The sequence below is a fragment of the Chryseobacterium sp. c4a genome, assembly GCF_009900745.1.
In the GTDB taxonomy this organism is placed as follows: Bacteria; Bacteroidota; Bacteroidia; order Flavobacteriales; family Weeksellaceae; genus Chryseobacterium.
In genome coordinates this window covers 68,365-90,357 of record NZ_WXVU01000008.1, presented here as the reverse complement: position 1 = coordinate 90,357, position 21,993 = coordinate 68,365, and the positions used below count along the sequence as shown (strand labels likewise).

Genomic DNA, 21,993 nt, shown 5'->3' with positions numbered 1-21,993 from the left:
ATTTGATGAATGGTCATAGAGTTTTGATGAGATGTAGATATTGCTGCTTTATATTTTTGCTATACCCATTAAAAAAAATCCCACTTCAATTGAAGTGGGAAGTAACCAGGATGAAGAAAAGAGTTAATTCTTGATAAACTTGGAGCTTTGATCTCCGATTTTATATAAGTAAACTCCTGCCTTAAGAGATTCTACATCAAGGGCAATGTTTTTCTCTCCTGAGCCAAAGCTTTTATGAAGTACCATTTTTCCGGAAACATCATAGACCTGAACATTGTTTCCTCCATTTCTGGGATTCATGATATTCAAAAGCTTGTTGGCCGGAACGGGAAAAGCTGAAAGTTTATTTTTGTTTTGTGTTTGAATTTCCAATGTGGTTAGAGAGGAAGTAGGGAGTGCATATACCTCTGTAATCGTGTTAGTACCTGAACTCTTTGAAATGACAAATTTATTCTGATTAGATACGGCATCATGGAAAATCTGATAGAGAGAATGATACTCATTTCCAAATTGCTTGATGATATTTCCGTCTTCACTAATGATAAGCATTAGGTGCTGTCCATTCTGATTATTGAGAAAAGTGAGGATAAATTCTAGTTTATCATCGGTATTAAAAATCCGCTTGGAGATAGAATAGCTTTCCCAAAATAATTCAGGGATAAAAGTGTAGTTAGCCGGAATGTTGGGCGTTAATGTTTTATACAAGGTATGATTGGCGTGGTAGATCTCAAAAGTATTATTCGCTTTACCAATCAGATAGTGAGAGGTGGTGCTGTCCGAATAAATATTCCAATGACTACCATCAGAGGTGTAAGAATGTTCAAGGTTCATTTGGCCCAATGCATAATTTGCTGCTAGAATAGCCATTGAAAAAAGAATTTTTTTCATAAGTGATTGTTGTTTAATGAATTTGATGCAAAACAACAGATCTAAGAGATGGATGTAAATTTTATTTGATGAATGGTAGAAATCTTTTGATGAGAGCTTGTTTTCAGATGAAAAATAAAAAACGGAAGCGATGGGAGCTTCCGATGATAACTTAATTTTAATAAGGTTGATCTGTACAGTCATTAGGGGGAATACATCCACCGCCGGTGCCACCTCCAGTTCCTCCTCCAGAGGCAATGCATTGTCCAGGGCTTCCATCTTCATACGTTTCACAGCCTTTTCCCCAGGCGCATTGACAATCATTTTGGCAATTGTAAGAATCTCCTCCCATATGGCAGTTGTCTATTCCGTTACCAAGAATCGTTGAAAGATCCTTTCTCAAAAGCTTTTTCATTTGTTTCATAGTTTAATCTTGTATTACATGTTATAGTTTAGGATATTACATCCTATGTAAATATAATGAATAGTCTTAAATGATTATGGATGAATAAGGTATGAAAGTTTTTGGGTAAACAAAAAAGCCGCAACATGAGCGGCTTTCCTATAATTATTTTTTTTCTTTAAAAGTTAAAATCCTTCTGATATAGCAAATATTCTTTTTTGAATAAAGGAATAGTGCCCTCGTATCTGAGTGGAGCAATTCCAAAACCATAAAACATATCAGCTTGTATTCTGCCTTTTACAGAAAAAGTACCTTTTCTTTCAGGGATAACCGTTAAGCCCAAAGAAGATAGTGCGGAGGCTCTTCCTCTTAATCCTGAATTAGCAATAGGTATAGTGATAAACATAAGGCCTACAGCACCTTTGGCTTCCATGCCTACCTCTGCAGATAAATCTCCGCCCAATCCGGTGATGGCAGGATCTGATTTTTTCTGAAGATTAATGTTTAAGGCTGGAGTTTTGCTTACCAGGAAGTTTGCATTTCCTTCAAGATCCAGAAGCTGTCCCTGTATTTTTCCTGTTGCTTGTACTCCAAGAAATGGCCCGGCGGAAATCGTAGGGCTTAAGATAAGTCCTGTGGGGCCAAGCACAATGGGAGCAATGGGAATATTCAGATAATCTGTACTACTTGCTGTATAGCCAAGACTTCCCACAATACTTGCCGTGCTTTGAAGCTTGATATCATCCATGATGAGGTTTACATAATAATCAGATAAATGCCCCCATGAGAATGAAATATTATAATCAATTTTAGGAGTAAATCCTCCTTTTACATTCACATTGGATGTTCCGGCTGAAGATAAAGGAAATGAAAAGGTCTTGTCAAAATTATAACGGTTGAATTCAACTATTTTTTTATTTTGAAGGTTTTTGGCTTCAATAGAGAGTATTTTACTATTGATTTCTTTGGAAACCAAACCTTCAACAGGTACATAATTAAGCATTTTTCCATTGATGCTCAAAGGTGTTGTGTCTGAAGGATCATACACACCACTTATAGTACCACTATAAATAAATTCCTCAAGTTTAGCACTGGAGGTTTGTACTACAAAACCATTACTAGCTTTAGAAATGGAAGTTACTTTCGATAGAATGGTATTTACCTGATCGCCATCTATTTTTGTTCCTACAATAACGGTTCCTACAGAGATACTGTCTGTTTGCGGGGTTGTTCGGTTAAATGCAATAGTTCCTTCATTATGGGAAGAAATTGCATTTACAGATTCGTCATTCAGAACAATTACATTTTTTTGTAAGGTCAGATTTCCCAGAGTTTTCATTGCAGCGGACTCTGTTGTTTTTTCAACAGGAGTCTCTGCCGGATCATCCTGAGAACAAGACGTTAAAATAAGCATGCAGAAAATAGCAAAAAAAATAGAGAAATAGAATTTTCTGCTGATTTTGAAGAAGTTAGATTTCATTTTCATAAACAGAAATTTTAAGTTTCTATCTAAAATAGGTGAATTATTTAAAGTCTACAAAATAATTGGGTTAAATTAATGTCAATAACATAATGATTTTCAGAACTATTTGTGTTTTGTTTCTTAGGTATTCGTGAAGCAAGTAAAAAGAAAACCCGCTATTAAAGCGGGTTTTGTATTATTTTTTAAAACTTAATATTAAAGGTATAGAGACCGTAGAAGATACCGGTTTTCCGTTCACTTCGGCAGGTTTCCACTTGCCCTTCTCTTTAATGCGATAAAAGGCCGCTTCAATAAATGCATTCACATCTTCATTGTTTCCTTTTACTTGGGCATCCAAAGCATTTCCTTTAGAATCTACCACAAAGTTTAATGTTGCCTTGTAGGAGTCTGAAGCAAAATTTAAGAAAGCAAGGTCAACAGCATCATACAACGTTTTTTGAAAAGCTGTTTTTCCTGCTTCATATTCCGCATCTTTAGCTAGTTTTGTTTTAACTGGCGGATCATTGGCTAATGCTTTTTTATCTTCTTCAGCAATTTTATCCAGAGCATTTTTATAAGATGTTATTTTATCTTCTGTAAGAAGCCACTCTAGCTTAGTTCTCAGGTCATTAGGCTTAGGGTATTTGTTGTACAAGGCCGTTTTCTTTCTTTCATATTTGGAATCAGCCTTCTGAAATGCAGATATCTGGGCATTTCCGAAAGCAAAAGATAATATGAATGCTAATGCTAAGAGTTTTTTCATCTTATTAAGCTTTTACAATATTAATAATCACTTCTGTTGCCTTTTCCATGCTTTCTAATGCTACATATTCGTAAGGCCCGTGGAAGTTGATTCCTCCAGCAAAGATATTAGGGCAGGGAAGTCCCATATAAGAAAGTTGTGCACCATCTGTACCTCCTCTGATAGCTTTGATTTTAGGCTCAATACCAGCTTCTGTCATTGCTTTTGCAGCAAGATCTACAATGTGCATTTTTCCTTCAAACTGCTGCTTCATGTTTCTGTATTGTTCTTTAATCTCCACTTCGGCAGTTCCTGCACCGTGTTTTTGATTAAACTCAGCCACTTTTTCTTCCATGAATTTCTTTCTTGCTTCAAATTTGTCAGCATCGTGATCACGGATAATATATTGAAGTTTAGCTTCAGAGATATCAGCAGTAATGTCCATTAAATGGTAGAATCCTTCAAAGCCTTTAGTGGTTGAAGGAGTTTCGTTGGCTGGTAACATCTGAGCGAACTCAGCAGCTAATAAAGCAGCGTTGATCATTTTTCCATAAGCATAACCTGGGTGTACACTTAATCCATGAATTTTTACTACAGCTCCGGCAGCGTTAAAGTTTTCATATTCTAATTCTCCAACTTCTCCGCCATCCATTGTGTAAGCCCATTCAGCACCGAATTTTGCTACATCAAACTTGTGTGCTCCTCTTCCGATCTCTTCGTCAGGAGTAAAGCCTACTGCAATTCTTCCGTGTTTGATTTCCGGATGTGCGATAAGGTATTCTGCAGCAGTAACAATTTCTGCACAACCTGCTTTGTCATCAGCCCCAAGAAGAGTATTTCCGTCAGTAGTAATTAAAGTCTGACCAATATATTTTTTTAAACTTTCAAATCTTGAAGGAGATAAAGTGAACCCTGTGGTCTGATTTAATAATAAATCATTTCCATCATAATTTTCCCAAACCTGAGGTTTTACATTTTCTCCACTGAAATCGGGCGAAGTATCGTAATGTGAAATGAATCCTATTGTTGGTCTGTCATCATTTTCAAGATTAGATGGAACATAGCCCATAATATAACCGTGTTCATCAATTGAAACATTTTCTAACCCTATGGTTTTCAGTTCTTCTGTGATGTAGTTGGCAATATCCCACTGACGTTCAGTAGAAGGAGTTGCTTCACTCTCTGCGTCACTTGTTGAATATATTTTTACATAGCTAAGAAAACGATTCAGTAATTTCTCTTTCCATAAGGGATTGAATTCTATTGTACTCATCAGATTTATCATAAATTTGAACAAATATACGATGTAATTTGTATATAGCGGGAGGATTCATTGCTTAAATCGTGCTTGTGTGTCATATAACATGCCTAATAAAAAAAATAATAAAAAAAGGCGGATAAATTTGTGTATATCAAATATTCTTTCTATATTTGAATTATGGAATTTCCTTTGGTTGTTCTTGTTTTTATTACTCCTTAGAAGGGTAGTGAATATAAAAAAAATCATCTCATTTACGGGGTGATTTTTTTGCTTTATACTTGTTTTGTTTCTAGATAGGTAGCTGGATGTTTGTTTTAGTGTCAGCTTGTGTTGATCCAATCTATTTTCTATTAAATCCTCTTTGAAAAAAACATGTAAAAAGTTTTGAATAAATTTGTGTGTATCAAATATTCTTACTATATTTGAATTATAGAATTTCCTTTGGTTGTTCTTGTTTTTATTACTCTTTAGAAGGGTAGTGAATATAAAAAAAATCATCTCATTTACGGGGTGATTTTTTTGCTTTATATGTGTTTTGGTTTTGTATGGATAGCTTGGTGTCGGCTTGTGTTGGTTCAATCTATTTCTATTAAATTCTCTTTGAAAAAAACATGTAAAAAGTCCTGAATAAATTTGTGTATATCAAATATTATTTCTATATTTGAATTATAGAATTTCCTTTGGTTGTTCTTGTTTTTATTACTCTTTGGAAGGGTAGTGAATATATAAAAAATCATCTCATTTGCGGGGTGGTTTTTTTTTGCTTTTAGGTGTTTTGTTTCTAGATGTGAAGTTGACGGATAGTTTAGTGTCGGCTTGTGTTGGTTCAATCTATTTCTATTAAATTCTCTTTGAAAAAAACATGTAAAAAAGTTCTGAATATATTTGTGTATATCAAATATTCTTTCTATATTTGAATTATAGAATTGCCTTTGGTTGTTCTTGTTTTTATTGCTCTTTAGAAGGGTAGTGAATATAAAAAAAATCATCTCATTTACGGGGTGATTTTTTTTGTTTTATATGTTTTTTTGGTTTTGTATGGATAGTTTGGTGTCGGCTTGTGTTGGTTCAATCTATTTTCCTTTAAATTTTCTTTAAAAAAATATGTAAAAAGTTGTAGATTAATTTGTGTATATCAAATATTTTTTCTATATTTGGATTATAGAATTGCCTCTGGTTGTTCTTGTTTTTATTACTCTTTAGGAGGGTAGTGAATGTAAAAAAATCATCTCATTTACGGGGTGATTTTTTTTGCTTTATGTGTTTTTGGTTTTGTATGGACGATTTAGTGTGAGCTTGTGTTGATTCAATCTATTTTCCTTTAAATCTTCTTTGAAAAAAATGTATAAAAAGTTGTAAATAAATTTGTGTATATCAAATATTATTTCTATATTTGAATTATAGAATTGCCTTTGGTTGTTCTTGTTTTTATTACTCTTTAGAAGGGTGGTGAATATATAAAAAATTATCTCATTTACGGGGTGATTTTTTTTGCTTTATGCCTGTTTTGTTTCTAGGTAGGTGGGTGGATGTTTGTTTTAGTGTCAGCTTGTGTTGATCCAATCTATTTTTCTTTAAATCCTCTTTGAAAAAAAACATGTAAAAAGTTGTAAGTAAATTTGTGTATATCAAATATTATTGCTATATTTGAATTATAGAATTGCCTTTGGTTGTTCTTGTTTTTATTACTCTTTAGAAGGGTGGTGAATATATAAAAAATCATCTCATTTACGGGGTGATTTTTTTTGCTTTATGCCTGTTTTGTTTTAGATGGGTAGTTGGAAGGTTGGTTTAGTGTTGGTTTGTGTTGACTCAGTCTATTTTCCTTTAAATCTTCTTTGAAAAAAACATGTAGAAAATCGTAAATAAATTTGTGTATATCAAATATTATTTCTATATTTGAATTATAGAATTGCTTTTGGTTGTTCTTGTTTTTATTACTCTTTAGAAGGGTAGTGAATATTAAAAATCATCTCACTTACGGGGTGATTTTTTTTGCTTTTAGGTGTTTTGTTTCTAGATGTGAAGTTGACGGATGGTTTAGTGTTAGTTTGTAGTGATCCAATTTGTTTTCCATTAAATCTTCTTTTTTAAAAAAAAACATGTAAAAAGTTCTGAATATATTTGTGTGTATCAAATATTCTTTCTATATTTGAATTATAGAATTGCCTTTGGTTGTTCTTGTTTTTATTACTCTTTAGAAGGGTAGTGAATATATAAAAAATCATCTCATTTACGAGGTGATTTTTTTTGCTTTATATGTGTTTTTGGTTTTATATGGATAGCTTGGTGTTAGCTTGCGGTAATCGATCTATTTTCCTTTAAATCTTCTTTTAAAAAAACATGTAGAAAGTTCTGAATAAATTTGTGTATATCAAATATTCTTTCTATATTTGAATTATAGAATTGCCTCTGGTTGTTCTTGTTTTTATTACTCTTTAGAAGGGTAGTGAATATTAAAAATCATCTCACTTACGGGGTGATTTTTTTTGCTTTATGCCTGTTTTGTTTTAGATGGGTAGTTGGAAGGTTGGTTTAGTGTTGGTTTGTGTTGATTCAGTCTATTTTCCTTTAAATCCTCTTTGAAAAAAAACATGTAGAAAGTTGTAAATAAATTTGTGTATATCAAATATTCTTACTATATTTGAATTATAGAATTGCCTTTGGTTGTTCTTGTTTTTATTACTCTTTGGAAGGGTAGTGAATATATAAAAAATCATCTCATTTACGGGGTGATTTTTTTTTGCTTTATATGTGTTTTTGGTTTTATATGGATAGCTTGGTGTTAGCTTGCGGTAATCCGATCTATTTTCCTTTAAATCTTCTTTTAAAAAAAACATGTAGAAAGTTCTGAATAAATTTGTGTATATCAAATATTCTTTCTATATTTGAATTATAGAATTGTCTCTGGTTGTTCTTGTTTTTATTACTCTTTAGAAGGGTAGTGAATATTAAAAATCATCTCACTTACGGGGTGATTTTTTTTGCTTTTAGGTGTTTTGTTTCTAGATGTGAAGTTGACGGATGGTTTAGTGTCGGCTTGTGTTGGTTCAATCTATTTCTATTAAATTCTCTTTGAAAAAAACATGTAAAAAAGTTCTGAATATATTTGTGTATATCAAATATTCTTTCTATATTTGAATTATGGAATTGCCTTTGGTTGTTCTTGTTTTTATTACTCTTTAGAAGGGTAGTGAATATGTGAAAAATCATCTCATTTACGGGGTGATTTTTTTGCTTTATGCCTGTTTTGTTTTAGATGGGTAGTTGGAAGGTTGGTTTAGTGTTGGTTTGTGTTGACTCAGTCTATTTTCCATTAAATCTTCTTTGAAAAAAACATGTAAAAAGTTGTAAATAAATTTGTGTATATCAAATATTATTTCTATATTTGAATTATAGAATTGCTTTTGGTTGTTCTTGTTTTTATTGCTCTTTGGAAGGGTAGTGAATATATAAAAAAATCATCTCATTTACGGGGTGATTTTTTTGCTTTATGTGTTTTTGGTTTTAGATAGGTGGGTGGTTGTCGGTTTAGTGTCTGCTTGTAGTGATTCAATCTATTTTCCATTATATCTTCTTTAAAAAAAAACATGTAGAAAGTTGTAAATAAATTTGTGTATATCAAATATTATTTCTATATTTGAGTTGTAGAATTGCCTTTGGTTGTTCTTGTTTTTATTACTCTTTGGAAGGGTAGTGAATATATAAAAAATCATCTCATTTGCGGGGTGGTTTTTTTTGCTTTAGACCTGTTTTGTTTTTAGATAGAAGGGTGGTCGGCGGTTTAGTGTTAGCTTGTGGTGACTCAATCGGTTTTCTGTTAAATCCTCTTTGAAAAAAAACATATAAAAAGTTCTGGATAAATTTGTGTGTATCAAATATTCTTTCTATATTTGAATTATAGAATTTCCTTTGGTTGTTCTTGTTTTTATTACTCTTTAGAAGGGTAGTGAATATATAAAAAATCATCTCATTTACGGGGTGATTTTTTTTTTTTTTTGCTTTATACCTGTTTTGGTTTGAGGTGGATGCTGGAATTTAGTTTGTGATGATTTTGTTTATATTCTTTTAGATCCCCTTTGAAAAAAACATGTAAAAAGTTCTGAATAAATTTGTGTATATCAAATATTCTTACTATATTTGAATTATAGAATTGCTTTTGGTTGTTCTTGTTTTTATTGCTCTTTAGAAGGGTAGTGAATATATAAAAAATCATCTCATTTATGGGGTGATTTTTTTTTTGCTTTTAGGTCTGTTATTCTGTAATTAAGGATGAGCTCTTTCTGTTTATGATTGCAAATTTCAAATTTGGATATAAAAAAATCCGGAGAAAAGTTTCTCCGGATTGATTAAATATTGGTTGTTAAGTATCTTATTTTGTTAGAGTTCTGCGATCTGTTTTAATGTATAGTGAGTTGCTATACCATTGATAATTAATGTAATTCGATCCATTCCTCTGTCATTTTTCGATGCGAGGGCCCATTTTAATCTGTTAATATTTTTTTCAATAAAAACAGCATTATTTCCAAGATTAACAATACACTCTCGAGCACCTCTCTGTCTGGCTCTTTTAACAGATTCACGAAGGAAATTTCCTTGACTTCCTTGGATAGAGCCATCCCACATTCTTGTTACCGAATAATAACAAGAAAATTTCTTGGTATTGATATTATAAGCATGAGGATTTTTTTTGCGGTCTTGCAATATTTCTGGTAATACAATGTAACTATCTGACATTGACTTCCAAAGTCTAATTTCCTCATTGTCAGGGATGTATCCATTGTATCCGGAATTGTAAATGCTTCCGTAAATATACGCAGGAGGTATATAAATATTTTTGCTATTTGTTAATGAGTTTGTATTAAAATAAGGTCTATATCTTGCTAATAGTGGATTTTCTTCAATAGAGAAAGCAAGCGGATGCCCAATTGTTATAATATTTTCCTCCTGGCTAAGCATTCCGGATGTATTTTCAGCAACCACTTTAAAATGATGGAAAATAAGCTCATTATTGCTATCTATTGCAGGGAGAATGTCAGATCCCCATGAAGTCCATGATAATGGAAGTTGAAATGAAGAGGCGTTGTCTTGTACGGTCATCAGTTTTGTCCATGTTCCCTGGCTTCCCATTTTATAGAGATGGTATTTTCCTTTGTAAGTTGTTGCTGGCCAACTAAATTCGACTTCTATAATTTGCGTAGGAGTTTCTGAAGATGTAAATGTTAATACAGGTGATTTTGGAATCACATTTTCTGTAATCGTAGTAATCATTAATTTTGATGCTTCAGATGGAGCATAATCGGTTACAATTACATCTGGCTGTCCCGTATAATTAGGCTCTGCATATTGAATTTCTCTTTCTACGGTCACTTTGTAATACAGAGGATCGTTGAAAGGAACCTGAGCGAGATCTGAAAAATCATCTCCTATAGTCCATACTGGATCCTGAATCATACCTTCTTTTTCCAAATTGACTTCTTTCACCAGTTTCATATCCCTGACAGAAAGAGAATCTGCGATGTTAAGGGCACGATAGAGTTTTACCTTTTTTACATTATGGATCTTATCATATGAATTGATATTAACCAAAATTTTTGGACGTTCGCCAGATACCGGATTTTCTAATACAGGAAGCACCGTTTTTATTTCCGGAGTACGAAGTGGGAAAGAATTGACCATTCGTACCGGCCCTATAGCAGGGCTCGGGGCACTCTGAACCATTTGTGCATTGGTTTCTTTTACTTTATAGAAATAAACATTATTAGAAGCTCCATCCAGGGTATAATCTACAAATAATGTGGAATGAGGAGCCGTCCCTGTAATTTTCATCATGGGAGCCATATCAAATTCAGGAGAAGTAGGGTTCAATAATACCCCATTTCGATCTCTGATGACCTGGGCTTTAGGGATAGGCTGATAGCTTGATGGATTAATATGCTGATAAATAATCGGAATTTCAGTTAAAGGAACGTATGCATTCTCAATAGTTTGTTTTACAAAATCAACGAATCTAACTTCCCCATGCTTTCCACTGGCATGCAGAGGAATAATAATGGAGTCCATATCAGTAATATCACTTGAACTTTTATGAGGAAGAGATTCTTTAAAGAAAGTATTGTGCTCATCAATGAATTTATTGATCCCTTTAAATAAATCATCATTGTTTGGAAGGGGGAATCCATAACCATTATAAGCTTTAAACCTTACTCTATCTGTCTCAATGATTGCATCAGCTAAAGCCAATAAACGATCATTGAAAAAGGCATCATTATTTTTGTTTCTGATGTGCTGTACAGTATTCTCCTGAATAGGTTCTCCATAAGGTGTTTGCTTATATAAGGCATTCAACAGAATATTGTCATTACTTCTTAAAAAAGTAACGCTGAAAGGTTTGTGATCATATACTGTTGAAAATGCATAAGAAGAACGTCCATAATAATCAGGTCTTGTGGAGTACTTAGATCCTGTAGGCTTTTGAGGCGTTTTCGGAGCTTCTATTTTTTTCGCAAACATGATGGAAGGAATAGAGATCCTTGATTTGTAATCACTATACTGCAGGTCAGAGCTTCTTAATCCAAAAATAGAGTATTTTTCGAGTACACCATCCTCTTGAGGAATAATATCATTTTCCGTTAATCTACAAGGAGTATTCTTATAAAGATAAACACGGTATCCTGGGTAAAAGTTTACTGTTGCCGATCTTGTGTTTTGAGACTGTAAAGGATCCGTTTTATATGATTCATCCAGCGCATAGACCACTAAGTCTCCAGTATTGATATTATCAATTCTGACTACTTTAAGCACTTTTCTTTCGTCATTAGAGCTATTCTCTCTAGGAACTCTGATGCTTCCTCTATACCACTGAACAGAATCTGAGCCAGGGGTACTGCTAAATTGCGGGTGATTATTTAAAGTATATCCAGGGAATGTTATTTCATACATTCCTGCAAATTGAGGGTTTAACTGATCCGTAAACTGTTTAACAGTTGCATTTTTTAGAATTCCTCTAAACTTTCTGAAGTAAGTGTTTTCAGTAATATCGGGGGCTTGTCCAGAGCTGATCGTTACTTCTTCTGTATGAATAGGCCATGCATTTCCGATCTTTACCTTTAAAGGGTGCGGATTGGAATTTCCCCATGTAGAAGGGTTCTGCATATTTTCTACAACCATAAAAGATTCTCCGGTAAGAGGAGTTGTAAAATTAGCAGGGTCAAACGGAATGGTTAGGTTTTGTCCAAAAGCCGTACTGATCTGTTTTTTCAACACGTGAAAAGTAGGATGGTTGGACGTTGCTCCGGTAACAACATTGTGAATAATATAATCATCAGCTCCTATTTTGAAAATTCCTCCTACATAATTAGGGAATTGTGGAGATGGAATGTTAGGAGAAACTGTTTGGGATCCACTTACAATAGGAAGATCTTTGGTTGTAATCACTGATACCAATGGATTTCCGGGAAGATCAGATACTGTATCTACCATTCCAAATACCTGTTTTGGCATCTCAGGACGGAAGAAGATTTCCACATTATCTGCAAATAGTTCTTCGCTATCCGGAAGAGGATTAAAATCCGGAACAGGCACTCCATTAACCTCTTTTTGATACGTTTTCATATCCTGATTCGAATCATATTCAAAGGTTAGTCTGACCAATGTTTTATCACTGTTAGCAGGCATTGATGCGAGCTGATCCTGTTCGTTTTGTGATGTCAAAAGTAAGGGAAGCTCTTCCTGAATCAGGAAAGCGTTAATACTTGATGGTGGAAGCAGTGAATTAGAAGGTTTAATTTCCGATTCAACCATCCAGGTCTTGTGTGAAGAAGTGGCTCTTGAAAACCAGTTCACCCCATAAGAACTGTAGATATGCTGCCCTGATTTTGTTTCTTTATGGACATAAGCCGGCTGGCCAAAATCAGGTAAAGAAATGGGAACGGTTTCATTTTTAGAAATACTTTGATCCTCTCTTACGTTTTGATACATAGGATCAGAAGGCAGTTCCGGAATTCTCCATTCGTCATCACCTTTACGTTTGTATTCGATACCTACATATACGGGATAGGTAAATTCTGCCATAGAAAACTCATGACTGGTAAAGTAAAAAGGACTGTCTGCCGGCTCATCCGGTTTTACTTCTTCAATCATTAAGCTCAGATATCTGGATGTTCCATCATGAGTATATCCATCGGGATCTGTTAGACTTGGAGCTGTACTTGCTGTAGGCTCAGAAGAAATAATTCCAGGAACTGGTTTTTTTAGGTCAATTGGTAACACAGAACGGGAGTCATAAATAGATGTAGGAAGAGTCATTGAAAGATGTTGTACTTCCGTTATTCCTTGTCCATCATTGAGATCGGCAATCGTAGTGTATTGGGCTAAATACACACATTGGATCCCATGTTCGGCTTCTGAACCAGTATCTAGAGTTCCCAGTCCCAGCATTCTGGCAACATGATAATCTAGTGAAGCCATCTGAAGTACTGTTAAATGCGAAACTTCTAATGGTGCATTATTGGGATCAGAAGCGTCATCATTGAGATAATAATTCTCATTGGCTAAGGGGTTAGCGGGATCATCACTAAATTTGAGATACATCTCAACAGAGTTTTTGATAAGATTTCTAGTCTCCTTGATATCTCCATTCCATTTTCTAAGGTAATTATCGACATTTACATACTCCCCATCATTATACCTTGCCCATTGAGCATGAATTCGATCAGGGCGTAATCTTTCATGCACTTCTCCATCATCTGTAGAAAGAGCATATTTTCCCATTTCTTTCCATTGAGCATTATTTAAGAAATCGTCATAGAACTCAAACTCAAGTCCTGTAACCTGGCATTGAAAAGCTGCAAAACGGATACTTCTTCCATTTTCTGCAAAGATTTTTTGAGGAAATTGAGTAATATTCTTTCTAAAACTAGTGTTTTTAGGCAGATTGATCTTATTGGCTTCTACAGAAAGGACTTCGGTTTTAATGTTTCCTCCTTTTCCTCTGCTGGTACTGTGTAGAGTAACGGCAAAGAAAAGCATATCTCTACATTCCACTTCAATGATACCGTCTCCATACTGGCTAAGAAAAGCAAAGACATTTCCTAGCGGGTTCATGGAATTTCTGATCTGTTGATATTTATTTTTATTTCTAAAATATACATAGAACATTCTTCCATTCACTTCATACAGCCATAGAGCTTCATGATCGATAATGGTTTGAGGGTTTACTTTAGTAAAATCAAAAGAAGTGACTACAGGATTATAGATTGCTCTTTGGATCGTAACAAAATCGTCAGGTTTATTAAAGCCTTCCGGATCTCTTTGGAAACGATCTCCTTTAGGAAGGTGTTTTTCAAGAGGCCCTTTTAAAATCCATCGTAGATGATTTCCTAAAGAGCTTTCTTTCCCTTCGGAACCAGCTGCCTGTATGTACAGGCAGTTGGATTGTATATTTTGGGGCATTCCCGCTTTTGCTATATTGTTGCTGAATTTTGAATTTATTGTTGGTGTCATGTTGGCTTAGTTTATTTGAATTTCATTAGCATTGGCTACACTGGATATTACATAATCAGAGACGCTGTCATCCCAAATTTTATAAATGAATTGGAAATCAAGAGCTATTTCTCCGATCCCTTGAGTACCTTTCATAAGGATTGCTTGGGAGTAATCCTTGGAGTAAAGGAAGGTAAACTTGGAATTTATAGTGGAATTGAATCCGTCCTTAATAATTCCACCAGGCAATTTTAGCATTACTTCAATCATTCCAGGTTCGACAAACTTGGTTCCTTTTCTTGTTAATTTTTCCAAAGGAATTTTAGGATGATTAAAAGGTTCCGGATTTCTGATCAAAATAGCAATTACTTTTCCTGTGTTGGTATCAATAATTTTATTGAATTCAGTGGTCGTAGCATCTTCCAAAGGAGATATATTGAATAATCCCTGGAATACTCGGTCAAAAGGATGCTGGTACTGATTGGCAATCGCATCTCCTAATAAGGTAGGCTGGTTCTTAATAACACTGTATGCTGCTGCAATTTTGTCTGCAGCTATTGCTTTTTTGATGGTATACACTGCAGTCTTGATCTGAACTTTATCCTCATCATCTTTAAACCTAGTAAGATAGCTTCCTACTTGTTCATCAAAGTTTTTATATCTTGAGGTTTGGAAAACAAACTTATGGACTTCTTTTCCATATTTTTGTTTGATCTCCTCAGTAATATTCGAAAGGCTTACTTCGTCTTTACCCCAATAGAAATTCATGACCTGAGCAGTATATAGCTTCTGTGGTTTTAATTTTTTAGGAGTTACCAATCGATACATAGACTTAGGGGTTGTCAATGTGACATTTCCAGTACAGTGATCACCATTGTTCAACATTTGAATATATTGGTTTAACGCAGTTGGGATAGCCGGATTACTTTCCTGTGCCCACGCTTCAATCGTTTGAGGGATTTCTATGGAGGTTCCAGCAATTGTTTGTTCTGTAGCATCCAGATGTGGTGGGTTGACTACTTCTACACCTTCTACAGGATCTTTAATGAGGATTTTCATTGTTCCTCCCAGTCTTGACATTCCGTTATAAGCATCCCATCCGCTTAAAAGTTTAGCAGCATATCTCGATGTAAAATACAGGAAGATTTGTGTGGTTTTATCATCGTAGAATAATGGTTTTGCATTCACAATATTTCCGTCAGCATTAGGATAAGAACGTTGATAATCAATATATGCTCTCAATGAAGTATGTGGATAAAGATCCGGATGTGGAGTTAAAGTGTTATCAATAACATTACCGTTTGGATCTCTGATGACTCCAATGGTGTCTTCTATAACATTTGGAGAGTCTTTGATTGGAATTTCTCCATAAGTAGCATCTTTATCTAAGTGGAAGAATCCAAGAGGCCCTGCTGTTTTAAATGTATAGGCATAATCATAAACCTTATTTGCTAATCCATTGTCTACCGTATCTTTCAACTGGAATTTCACAAAATAAGCAGTATCTGGTCTCCAGATTGGTTGAATAAAATGAGTAATGGCATTTACTGCAGCTTGTGTATCTTGTGCAATAGCACCCTGTCCTGGAATATTAACATTATATTGATAATTTTCAACACTCATCCATTTCACTTCATGGAATAGAGTAAGACATTTTTTATGATCGTTACAGTTTCCAAGTCCTTTAAGAAGCGAAATGAGTTCCTCACAATATTGAGCAAACATCGCTTCATATCCTACATATCCAAAGTTTATGATTTGCTGTAAGGTTACAAGCTGTCTGTTCAGTGTTTCTTTAAGACTGGCTTTCCAAGGATTATCCTGAATGAATTTTTCAAAGGTCTCCATGAAAGGAGAAAAATTATTATTTACATCAAAATGAGTCTGATAAGCAAGAGCAGCGCTAAGATTGCAAACACTTGTATCTTTACAAAGATTTACGGTTTCTAAGAAGTTAACAATTTGCTTCATTTTTGCTTTTAATAACTCGAAGCGAGTTATCATCTCTTCATCAGTTCCCCATCCTAAATAATCATTGAGATCTTTTAATAGGGTGTCATATTTTTGAGCATTGGCCTTCAAAAGATCCAACGGAATATTAAAATAATTAATTTTATTTACGACTTCATGATAGACTCCTGCTTGAAGGTTTTCACGGATAAAGTTTGCATATAATGCTCTTAACTCTTCGGCAGTATGGAGATTGAAATCATCAGTCATTATAAAATTATTATTATAAATACCAACCAAAGCAGGATATAGGACACAAGCTTCCTCAAATTTCTGCTGACTGAACCCTTCACAACCTCTTGATTGAAGTTTTTCAAGTTTATTTTGAAGTTGATCATATAACGCTGGGTCGCTTGGCGGTACCACTCCTGATATGAAACCTCCCTGTTGCATAGCAATCTGATATCCTTCATTCATCAATGCTGCCATTTGTTCAAGAATAAGGTTGATTTGTACCATATCTGTGATCTCAGGAGTAATGACAATTTTTGAAGCGGCATCCAATGCTTGTAATTCAAACTTAACAGGTTCTGTAAGATCATCCTTGGAAATATTTCTCTCATCTACAATTCTATATTGGACAAGTGATTGGTGAGCATCAATAATAGGAGCGTAGATCTTGATATTAAGTCCGGTGCTGTAGGTGCTTAGAAGAAGTTCGATCTTCACTGCTGAAGCCGGAAGCATAATGGTAAGCGGAGTACGGTTAGGAAACTCTAACGATTTCTCGAAATTATGAATATTAACTTCATCTGAAACCTTAGCAAAATCTCCAGTCATTGCAATACTTCCATCAGGATTTACTGTATAAAGATTATCTCCTGAAATCTGGTATGAAGCTCCCTTACTCTGGAAGAAGTTGGTTGAAGAAGCATAATACTGCGTGTTCAGAGGCTTATCCAAGAAGTCTGAAATAGAATCTTCTATATGTTGTCCTTCACAGAATAGAGTAGAAGGCAAGATGCCATATTGCTCAGGGGTAAACCATCCCGGATTTCCTTGTTCTGTATAAGAGAAAGGCGTGGTTCCAAGTAAACGGATCGCATTATACTGATTGTCTTTTTTCTGCCATTGTCCTACTTTAAGAGGAACGTTATTCACATTATTCAAATAAGGATTGGAAGGATCCATTGCTCTAAATGGCTCGTAATTTACCCAACCTGCTCCGGTGTATGCTTTGATTTCAATATTATCTAGGGTATATTGATGCTTCACCTGTCTCAATTCCAGCCCTTTCATATTTTTTTCAGGCGGAATCATGTCATTGTAGTTGCTCGCAGGATTGGTGAACCCTCCAATGGCATTGGAACTGGCTGTTGGGAGTAATCCTTTGGTTGATTTAATATCAATATACGTGTCCAAAGGAATAACTTTTTTAATAGACGCTGGGGTTAAGCTATTTAACTCACTAATCAAACGTCTTTCAAGATCAAAGGTTTCATTGGTAAGCATACTGATTCCTTTTACTAAGCTGTCTGCCTGGTCTGGAGCTGCTATACCTTTAGCAAAATTAGGGTTTTCGCTTAAAGTATCTATAAATGGATTGATAGGATCTCTGTCAACATCTTTATTAAACTCCCACTTCAGCTCAAGTTTCACAGAGAATGAAATCTTGAAGAATAGAAGCCTTACTTTGAATGCCAGTGTGAAGGCTCCATAGATAAGGAATGGCCTAGGAGATTCTACAGCCAGGAGAATCGTTACTGCTAAATAGACTCGAAGGATGACGACATCAACATCAATAGTTAATCCGGCTTCGAGATAAGCTCCCATTTGTGGTTTCTGGAAGCTGATTTTTCCGCCAAGTTCCAGATAAGCCAGTACAAATACTTTAATAGGCCCGAATCTTCGGTCAAATCTGAATTCTCCTCTTGCTCCTGCCTGAATTCCTTTTCCGGAAATCATTAAAAATGCTTTAAGGGTAAAGAGATCTTTCAGAAGTTTTGCTGTAATTGGATTCTGCTGGGTACCGAAATTGATATACCATGCTGAAGGATTGTTGAAGAAGAAACCAGCCTGAATTTCAGCATACAGTTTAATAACATCTCCTGTTTTTTCAGGGAATTTATAGTCTGCTCCAAATCCAAACTCCAGCGAGCTGTCTCCAAAAATAAAGAAGGCAAAGAATGGTGGATCGTCTGCAAATTTCACTCTTGATGATAAGAGCTTCATTCTGGCATCTATCATCACCATGGATGGTAATGACAATAATAGCATGGCATTAGCAGAAATAATTGTTCCGGCAGCCATAGTATCTCCAATAATAGCACCTACTCCTAATGAGAAAGGGAAACTATAATGTTCCGTTTTATCCGGACGGTTGAATTTTTTGACATTGACTCCTCTCTCTGGTGCTGTATAATATTGGTACCATGTATTCTGAGAGGTCATTCCAATGGCTTCTTTTTCTGCAACATAACGATATCCCAATAGTCCTCTGAATCCATAAATAGAAACAGGGCCTAATGCGATTGGGTTAGGTAACTCAATATTAGCATCAATAAGAAAAGCCGGATATTTAGGCGCTAAACGCATTTCTACACCTCCTGCAATACGAGGGTTTTTCACTTTCAGGCTGACACCTCCCTGATATTCCTGGAATTCTCCCGGTTCAGGAACGGAAAGCCATCCTTTGATCGAAACGCTTGGATCGCTGGAATTTGCAGGAATGATCATATCCACATGGATCGTCTGAATATGCAGATAAGAATCATGATGTTTACATTTCGCTGGATCACCACCTGCTTTGCAGTTCTCCTCGTCGTCATCAATTGTATAATAATATTTGATTCCGTCTCCACGGGCATCAAGACCTGCAAGACCAATACTTACTCCGCCATCAAAGCCAAAGTAATTGTATTTACGCATTTTTCCGTCTTTCATTCTTTCATGAGAACCAAAGTGGATGGCGGTAACAGATACTTCTACAGGGCCGATTGGGATCTTGATTGGTTCAGGAAGGATAAGGTTTCCTCCGTTTACGCGGAAGTCAATATGTCCATCACTATAAATACGAAGTGTCGAAATACTTAAAGTTTGTCCTTTTAGTAAGTTGCCAAGAACTCCCAGGAACTCTACATCTGCAGAGGCACCGATATAGAATCTGTCGCCTTCTTTTCCTAATTCAACAGACTTTAAATGAAGTTTGAATACGTTCGGTAAAGTGATGGTTGGATCAAAAGGAGGTACAGCAGAGGCGGTAAGCGAAAAATCTCCGTTACCATCAATGTGGCCTTTTACATCTATCGTTGCGGGCTGCCCTTGTGAATCCGTAAACTTTGGAATGAATAAGCGACCTGCAATATTGGAAGATACTACAGAGTTCTGTTTAAATGTAATGTCAAACGATTTAAAACCTACTTTAAAACCATTTTCTCCACCCACTCTTTTCCATAGAAAATTGTTATTAAGACCAGACAAATAAGTCTGATAGGCTGAAGGATTATTAAATGTTAATGAAGTCGATAGTCCGTTAGGTTTTAAAGATAACGGAAACTTAAATTCGTATGGAGCGGTTGAACCATTATTGGTATTATTAATCTGCTGCAGTGCATTTTTAAGCTCCTGATAATTATTCAGCGTCAGTGTTTGGGATTCCTGGGTAACAGGATCCTTACTGTACAGACCAATAGGATAATTAAAAGAAAACTTATCATTAAAATATTCAAATGAAGTTCCGGGATTGGCAACAGGAACAGATTCAAGCATGATCGTTCCGGAAACGCCTCCGGTTCCTATCAGCATATCATAACCTCCCAGTCTTAACGTAGTAGAGGTGTTTCCGGCAGGATTATCAGCATTTGTAAACCATTTAGGTGGAAGTGTTACCGAAACAGCTCTCGCATATACTCCTGTAAAATCAGGCGAATATCCATAAGCATCTGCTTCCGGGATGTTCTTGGTTTTGCTGAGGTCAAGCTTCAGCCTTTCAATCTGAATAAGCAGTCCTGTATTTCCGATCTCGGAATAGGTAGGATTTAAGGTTCCTGCAATATCCAGGTTATATCCAATTCCTTCTGTTGTATCTGCATAAAAAAGCGCTTTTGCAAATTCAAAGGCAGTTTTTTTGTTAGGATCTGTTTCAGGAGTTAAAACATCGCCTACTTTTTTCCAAGGTTTTAGAATATTTCTTGGGAACTCGATAGATGCAGTGGTTTCTAAAGTTACTAAAGCTTTAGGTGTGATAATGTCAAGCAGATATTGATCAATATCAGCAGGAAGAAGGTTTTTGAAAAATAGCTTTAAATTATTCTTTGTAGCATTGATATTTCCGTTAATCAAAATATAGGCGGCAAAAATTGTAAATGCAGCACTTTTCCCATAAGCTTGCTTAATGGAGCGGATAACTTCAGCTAATCTGTTTGAAGAAGTAGGATAGGGAATAAGAGTATTTAAACTACTTCCCAGTTTAGAATTGATATCATCTACAAATTGATTAATCGGATCTCCTGATGTATTTACAAAAATCTTTAAAGCTTCAGTGATCAGACGTTCTTCTGAAAGATTTAAGCTTATCAGAACAACTCTGAAAATTTCTTCAGGTGAAAATGAGAAATTGGAAAGATTAAATTGAGAAATATAACCAATTACGGGCCAGTTATACTGAACTGTAACAGGGAAGGATGAGATGTCATTGTTTTGAGCATCCCTGTTAAGAACAAACTTAAGACCGAATGGCAGATTAAAATCTATTCTTTCTTTGGTGACGATACTTAGGCTGTGGAAAGCGCTATCCCCCAACGGACTTACACTTGTTTGATAGTCTTTATAATAAACTTTACCGAATATCTGCTGGGAAAGATTCTGTACGAACTCTAGGGACGCAGGAATCTTGTCCAAAGTTATCAGATCCGATAACTTTGGATAATATTGTTTTGGTGTTGGCATGGAATTTTTTTTTTAAGAATTGATAGCCTATATTATTGGCCATCATTTTCTGAGGTTTTTATTCTTTCATAAGGAAAATCCTAAGACCGGTTTCCTTCTCTGCTTCTTCTATAGATTTATCTTTATAGATATTCCTGTATGCAGGAACACTTAAAACGACAAAGCTTCCAGGATCTTTACTATACCTTACTTGGTTAATGATCTTACCGGTTTCATCAAAAATGATACTTTCCTGATTGTTTTCGTATTGCTGTAAATACCAGATTTTACCTTTATCCGTATTTATACAATATAAGTAGGTATTTGCGGATGCAGATAAGCGATTTATTTTAAAATTTATTTCAATACCATTTTTTTCTAAAATTTTCAAAATATCTGACACTGAAAGTTTAGAACTTTTCGCTAGATCATCTTCTTTTATAAGAAGGCCTTTTTCATCATATTCATAATTTTTGATGATAACGGAACTGAAAGTCAGCCTTTTAGTTTTTAAATTACCATTGGAATAATATGTTTTACTTAACAAAAATTTCATAGGTTGCGCATTGATATATGAATCGCGCAGAGCCTGATCCTGCAAAAGAGGGTCACTGTCGAAATAAGTATTAATTCCAAAGTCCTTTGTTTGATTATTGAAAAAATATTCAGTAACATTATTATCTGCATTAAGTGCTGTAGACTTGATGTAAACAGTGTCCGGTAAAACATCATGATTTTGCAGGCTTTGAATTTCTTTTCTTTTAATTTTAGTCCTCTCTACTTCTATTTTATTTTTATTTTCAATAGTTTTTAATTCACCAGAAGATAGTTTTTCAGAGTTCTTATTTATATCCGGAATTGTAAGTTCTTTATCAAAAAATTTCATTTTTTTTAATTTT

The 21,993-nt window shown here is 34.9% G+C and carries 8 protein-coding genes; all 8 read right to left on the bottom strand.

Annotated elements, in window-relative coordinates; genetic code table 11:
- Positions 1-123 precede the first annotated feature (123 nt).
- The 8 genes from GTR01_RS12415 to GTR01_RS12380 all read right to left on the bottom strand — a co-directional run bounded on the left by GTR01_RS12415 (position 124) and on the right by GTR01_RS12380 (position 21,980).
- A complete protein-coding gene (locus GTR01_RS12415; RefSeq protein ID WP_160138159.1) occupies positions 124-888 on the bottom strand; it encodes a T9SS type A sorting domain-containing protein in 765 nt (254 codons plus the stop codon).
- A 157-nt stretch (positions 889-1,045) separates the two neighbouring features.
- Complete coding sequence (locus GTR01_RS12410; RefSeq protein ID WP_160138158.1) at positions 1,046-1,282, bottom strand: hypothetical protein; 237 nt, start codon at positions 1,280-1,282, stop codon at positions 1,046-1,048.
- Positions 1,283-1,448: 166 nt separating this feature from the next.
- Entirely contained in the window at positions 1,449-2,756 is a 1,308-nt protein-coding gene (locus GTR01_RS12405) for a hypothetical protein (RefSeq protein WP_160138157.1), read from the bottom strand.
- 172 nt (positions 2,757-2,928) lie between these two features.
- Positions 2,929-3,495, bottom strand: a complete 567-nt coding sequence (locus GTR01_RS12400) for an energy transducer TonB (RefSeq protein WP_160138156.1) — start codon at positions 3,493-3,495, stop codon at positions 2,929-2,931.
- Positions 3,496-3,499: 4 nt separating this feature from the next.
- The gene (gene pepT / locus GTR01_RS12395; protein ID WP_160138155.1) at positions 3,500-4,747 is read right to left on the bottom strand and encodes a peptidase T; all 1,248 of its coding nucleotides are present in this window, start codon (positions 4,745-4,747) and stop codon (positions 3,500-3,502) included.
- Positions 4,748-9,115: 4,368 nt separating this feature from the next.
- Positions 9,116-14,239, bottom strand: coding sequence for a hypothetical protein (locus GTR01_RS12390; protein WP_160138154.1), 5,124 nt, complete (start codon positions 14,237-14,239; stop codon positions 9,116-9,118).
- A 6-nt stretch (positions 14,240-14,245) separates the two neighbouring features.
- Positions 14,246-21,115: a hypothetical protein gene (locus GTR01_RS12385; protein WP_160138153.1), complete on the bottom strand. Its 6,870-nt coding sequence runs from the start codon at positions 21,113-21,115 to the stop codon at positions 14,246-14,248.
- Positions 21,116-21,173: 58 nt separating this feature from the next.
- Positions 21,174-21,980: a hypothetical protein gene (locus tag GTR01_RS12380; RefSeq protein ID WP_160138152.1), complete on the bottom strand. Its 807-nt coding sequence runs from the start codon at positions 21,978-21,980 to the stop codon at positions 21,174-21,176.
- Between the last annotated feature and the right edge of the window lie 13 nt (positions 21,981-21,993).

Excerpts from the sequence above, each read along its gene's own strand:
- GTR01_RS12400 (WP_160138156.1), bottom strand. The coding sequence starts at position 3,495 with ATGAAAAAACTCTTAGCATTAGCATTCATATTATCTTTTGCTTTCGGA.
- pepT (WP_160138155.1), bottom strand. The coding sequence starts at position 4,747 with ATGAGTACAATAGAATTCAATCCCTTATGGAAAGAGAAATTACTGAAT.
- GTR01_RS12405 (WP_160138157.1), bottom strand. The coding sequence starts at position 2,756 with ATGAAAATGAAATCTAACTTCTTCAAAATCAGCAGAAAATTCTATTTC.
- GTR01_RS12390 (WP_160138154.1), bottom strand. The coding sequence starts at position 14,239 with ATGACACCAACAATAAATTCAAAATTCAGCAACAATATAGCAAAAGCG.
- GTR01_RS12410 (WP_160138158.1), bottom strand. The coding sequence starts at position 1,282 with ATGAAAAAGCTTTTGAGAAAGGATCTTTCAACGATTCTTGGTAACGGA.
- GTR01_RS12415 (WP_160138159.1), bottom strand. The coding sequence starts at position 888 with ATGAAAAAAATTCTTTTTTCAATGGCTATTCTAGCAGCAAATTATGCA.
- GTR01_RS12385 (WP_160138153.1), bottom strand. The coding sequence starts at position 21,115 with ATGCCAACACCAAAACAATATTATCCAAAGTTATCGGATCTGATAACT.
- GTR01_RS12380 (WP_160138152.1), bottom strand. The coding sequence starts at position 21,980 with ATGAAATTTTTTGATAAAGAACTTACAATTCCGGATATAAATAAGAAC.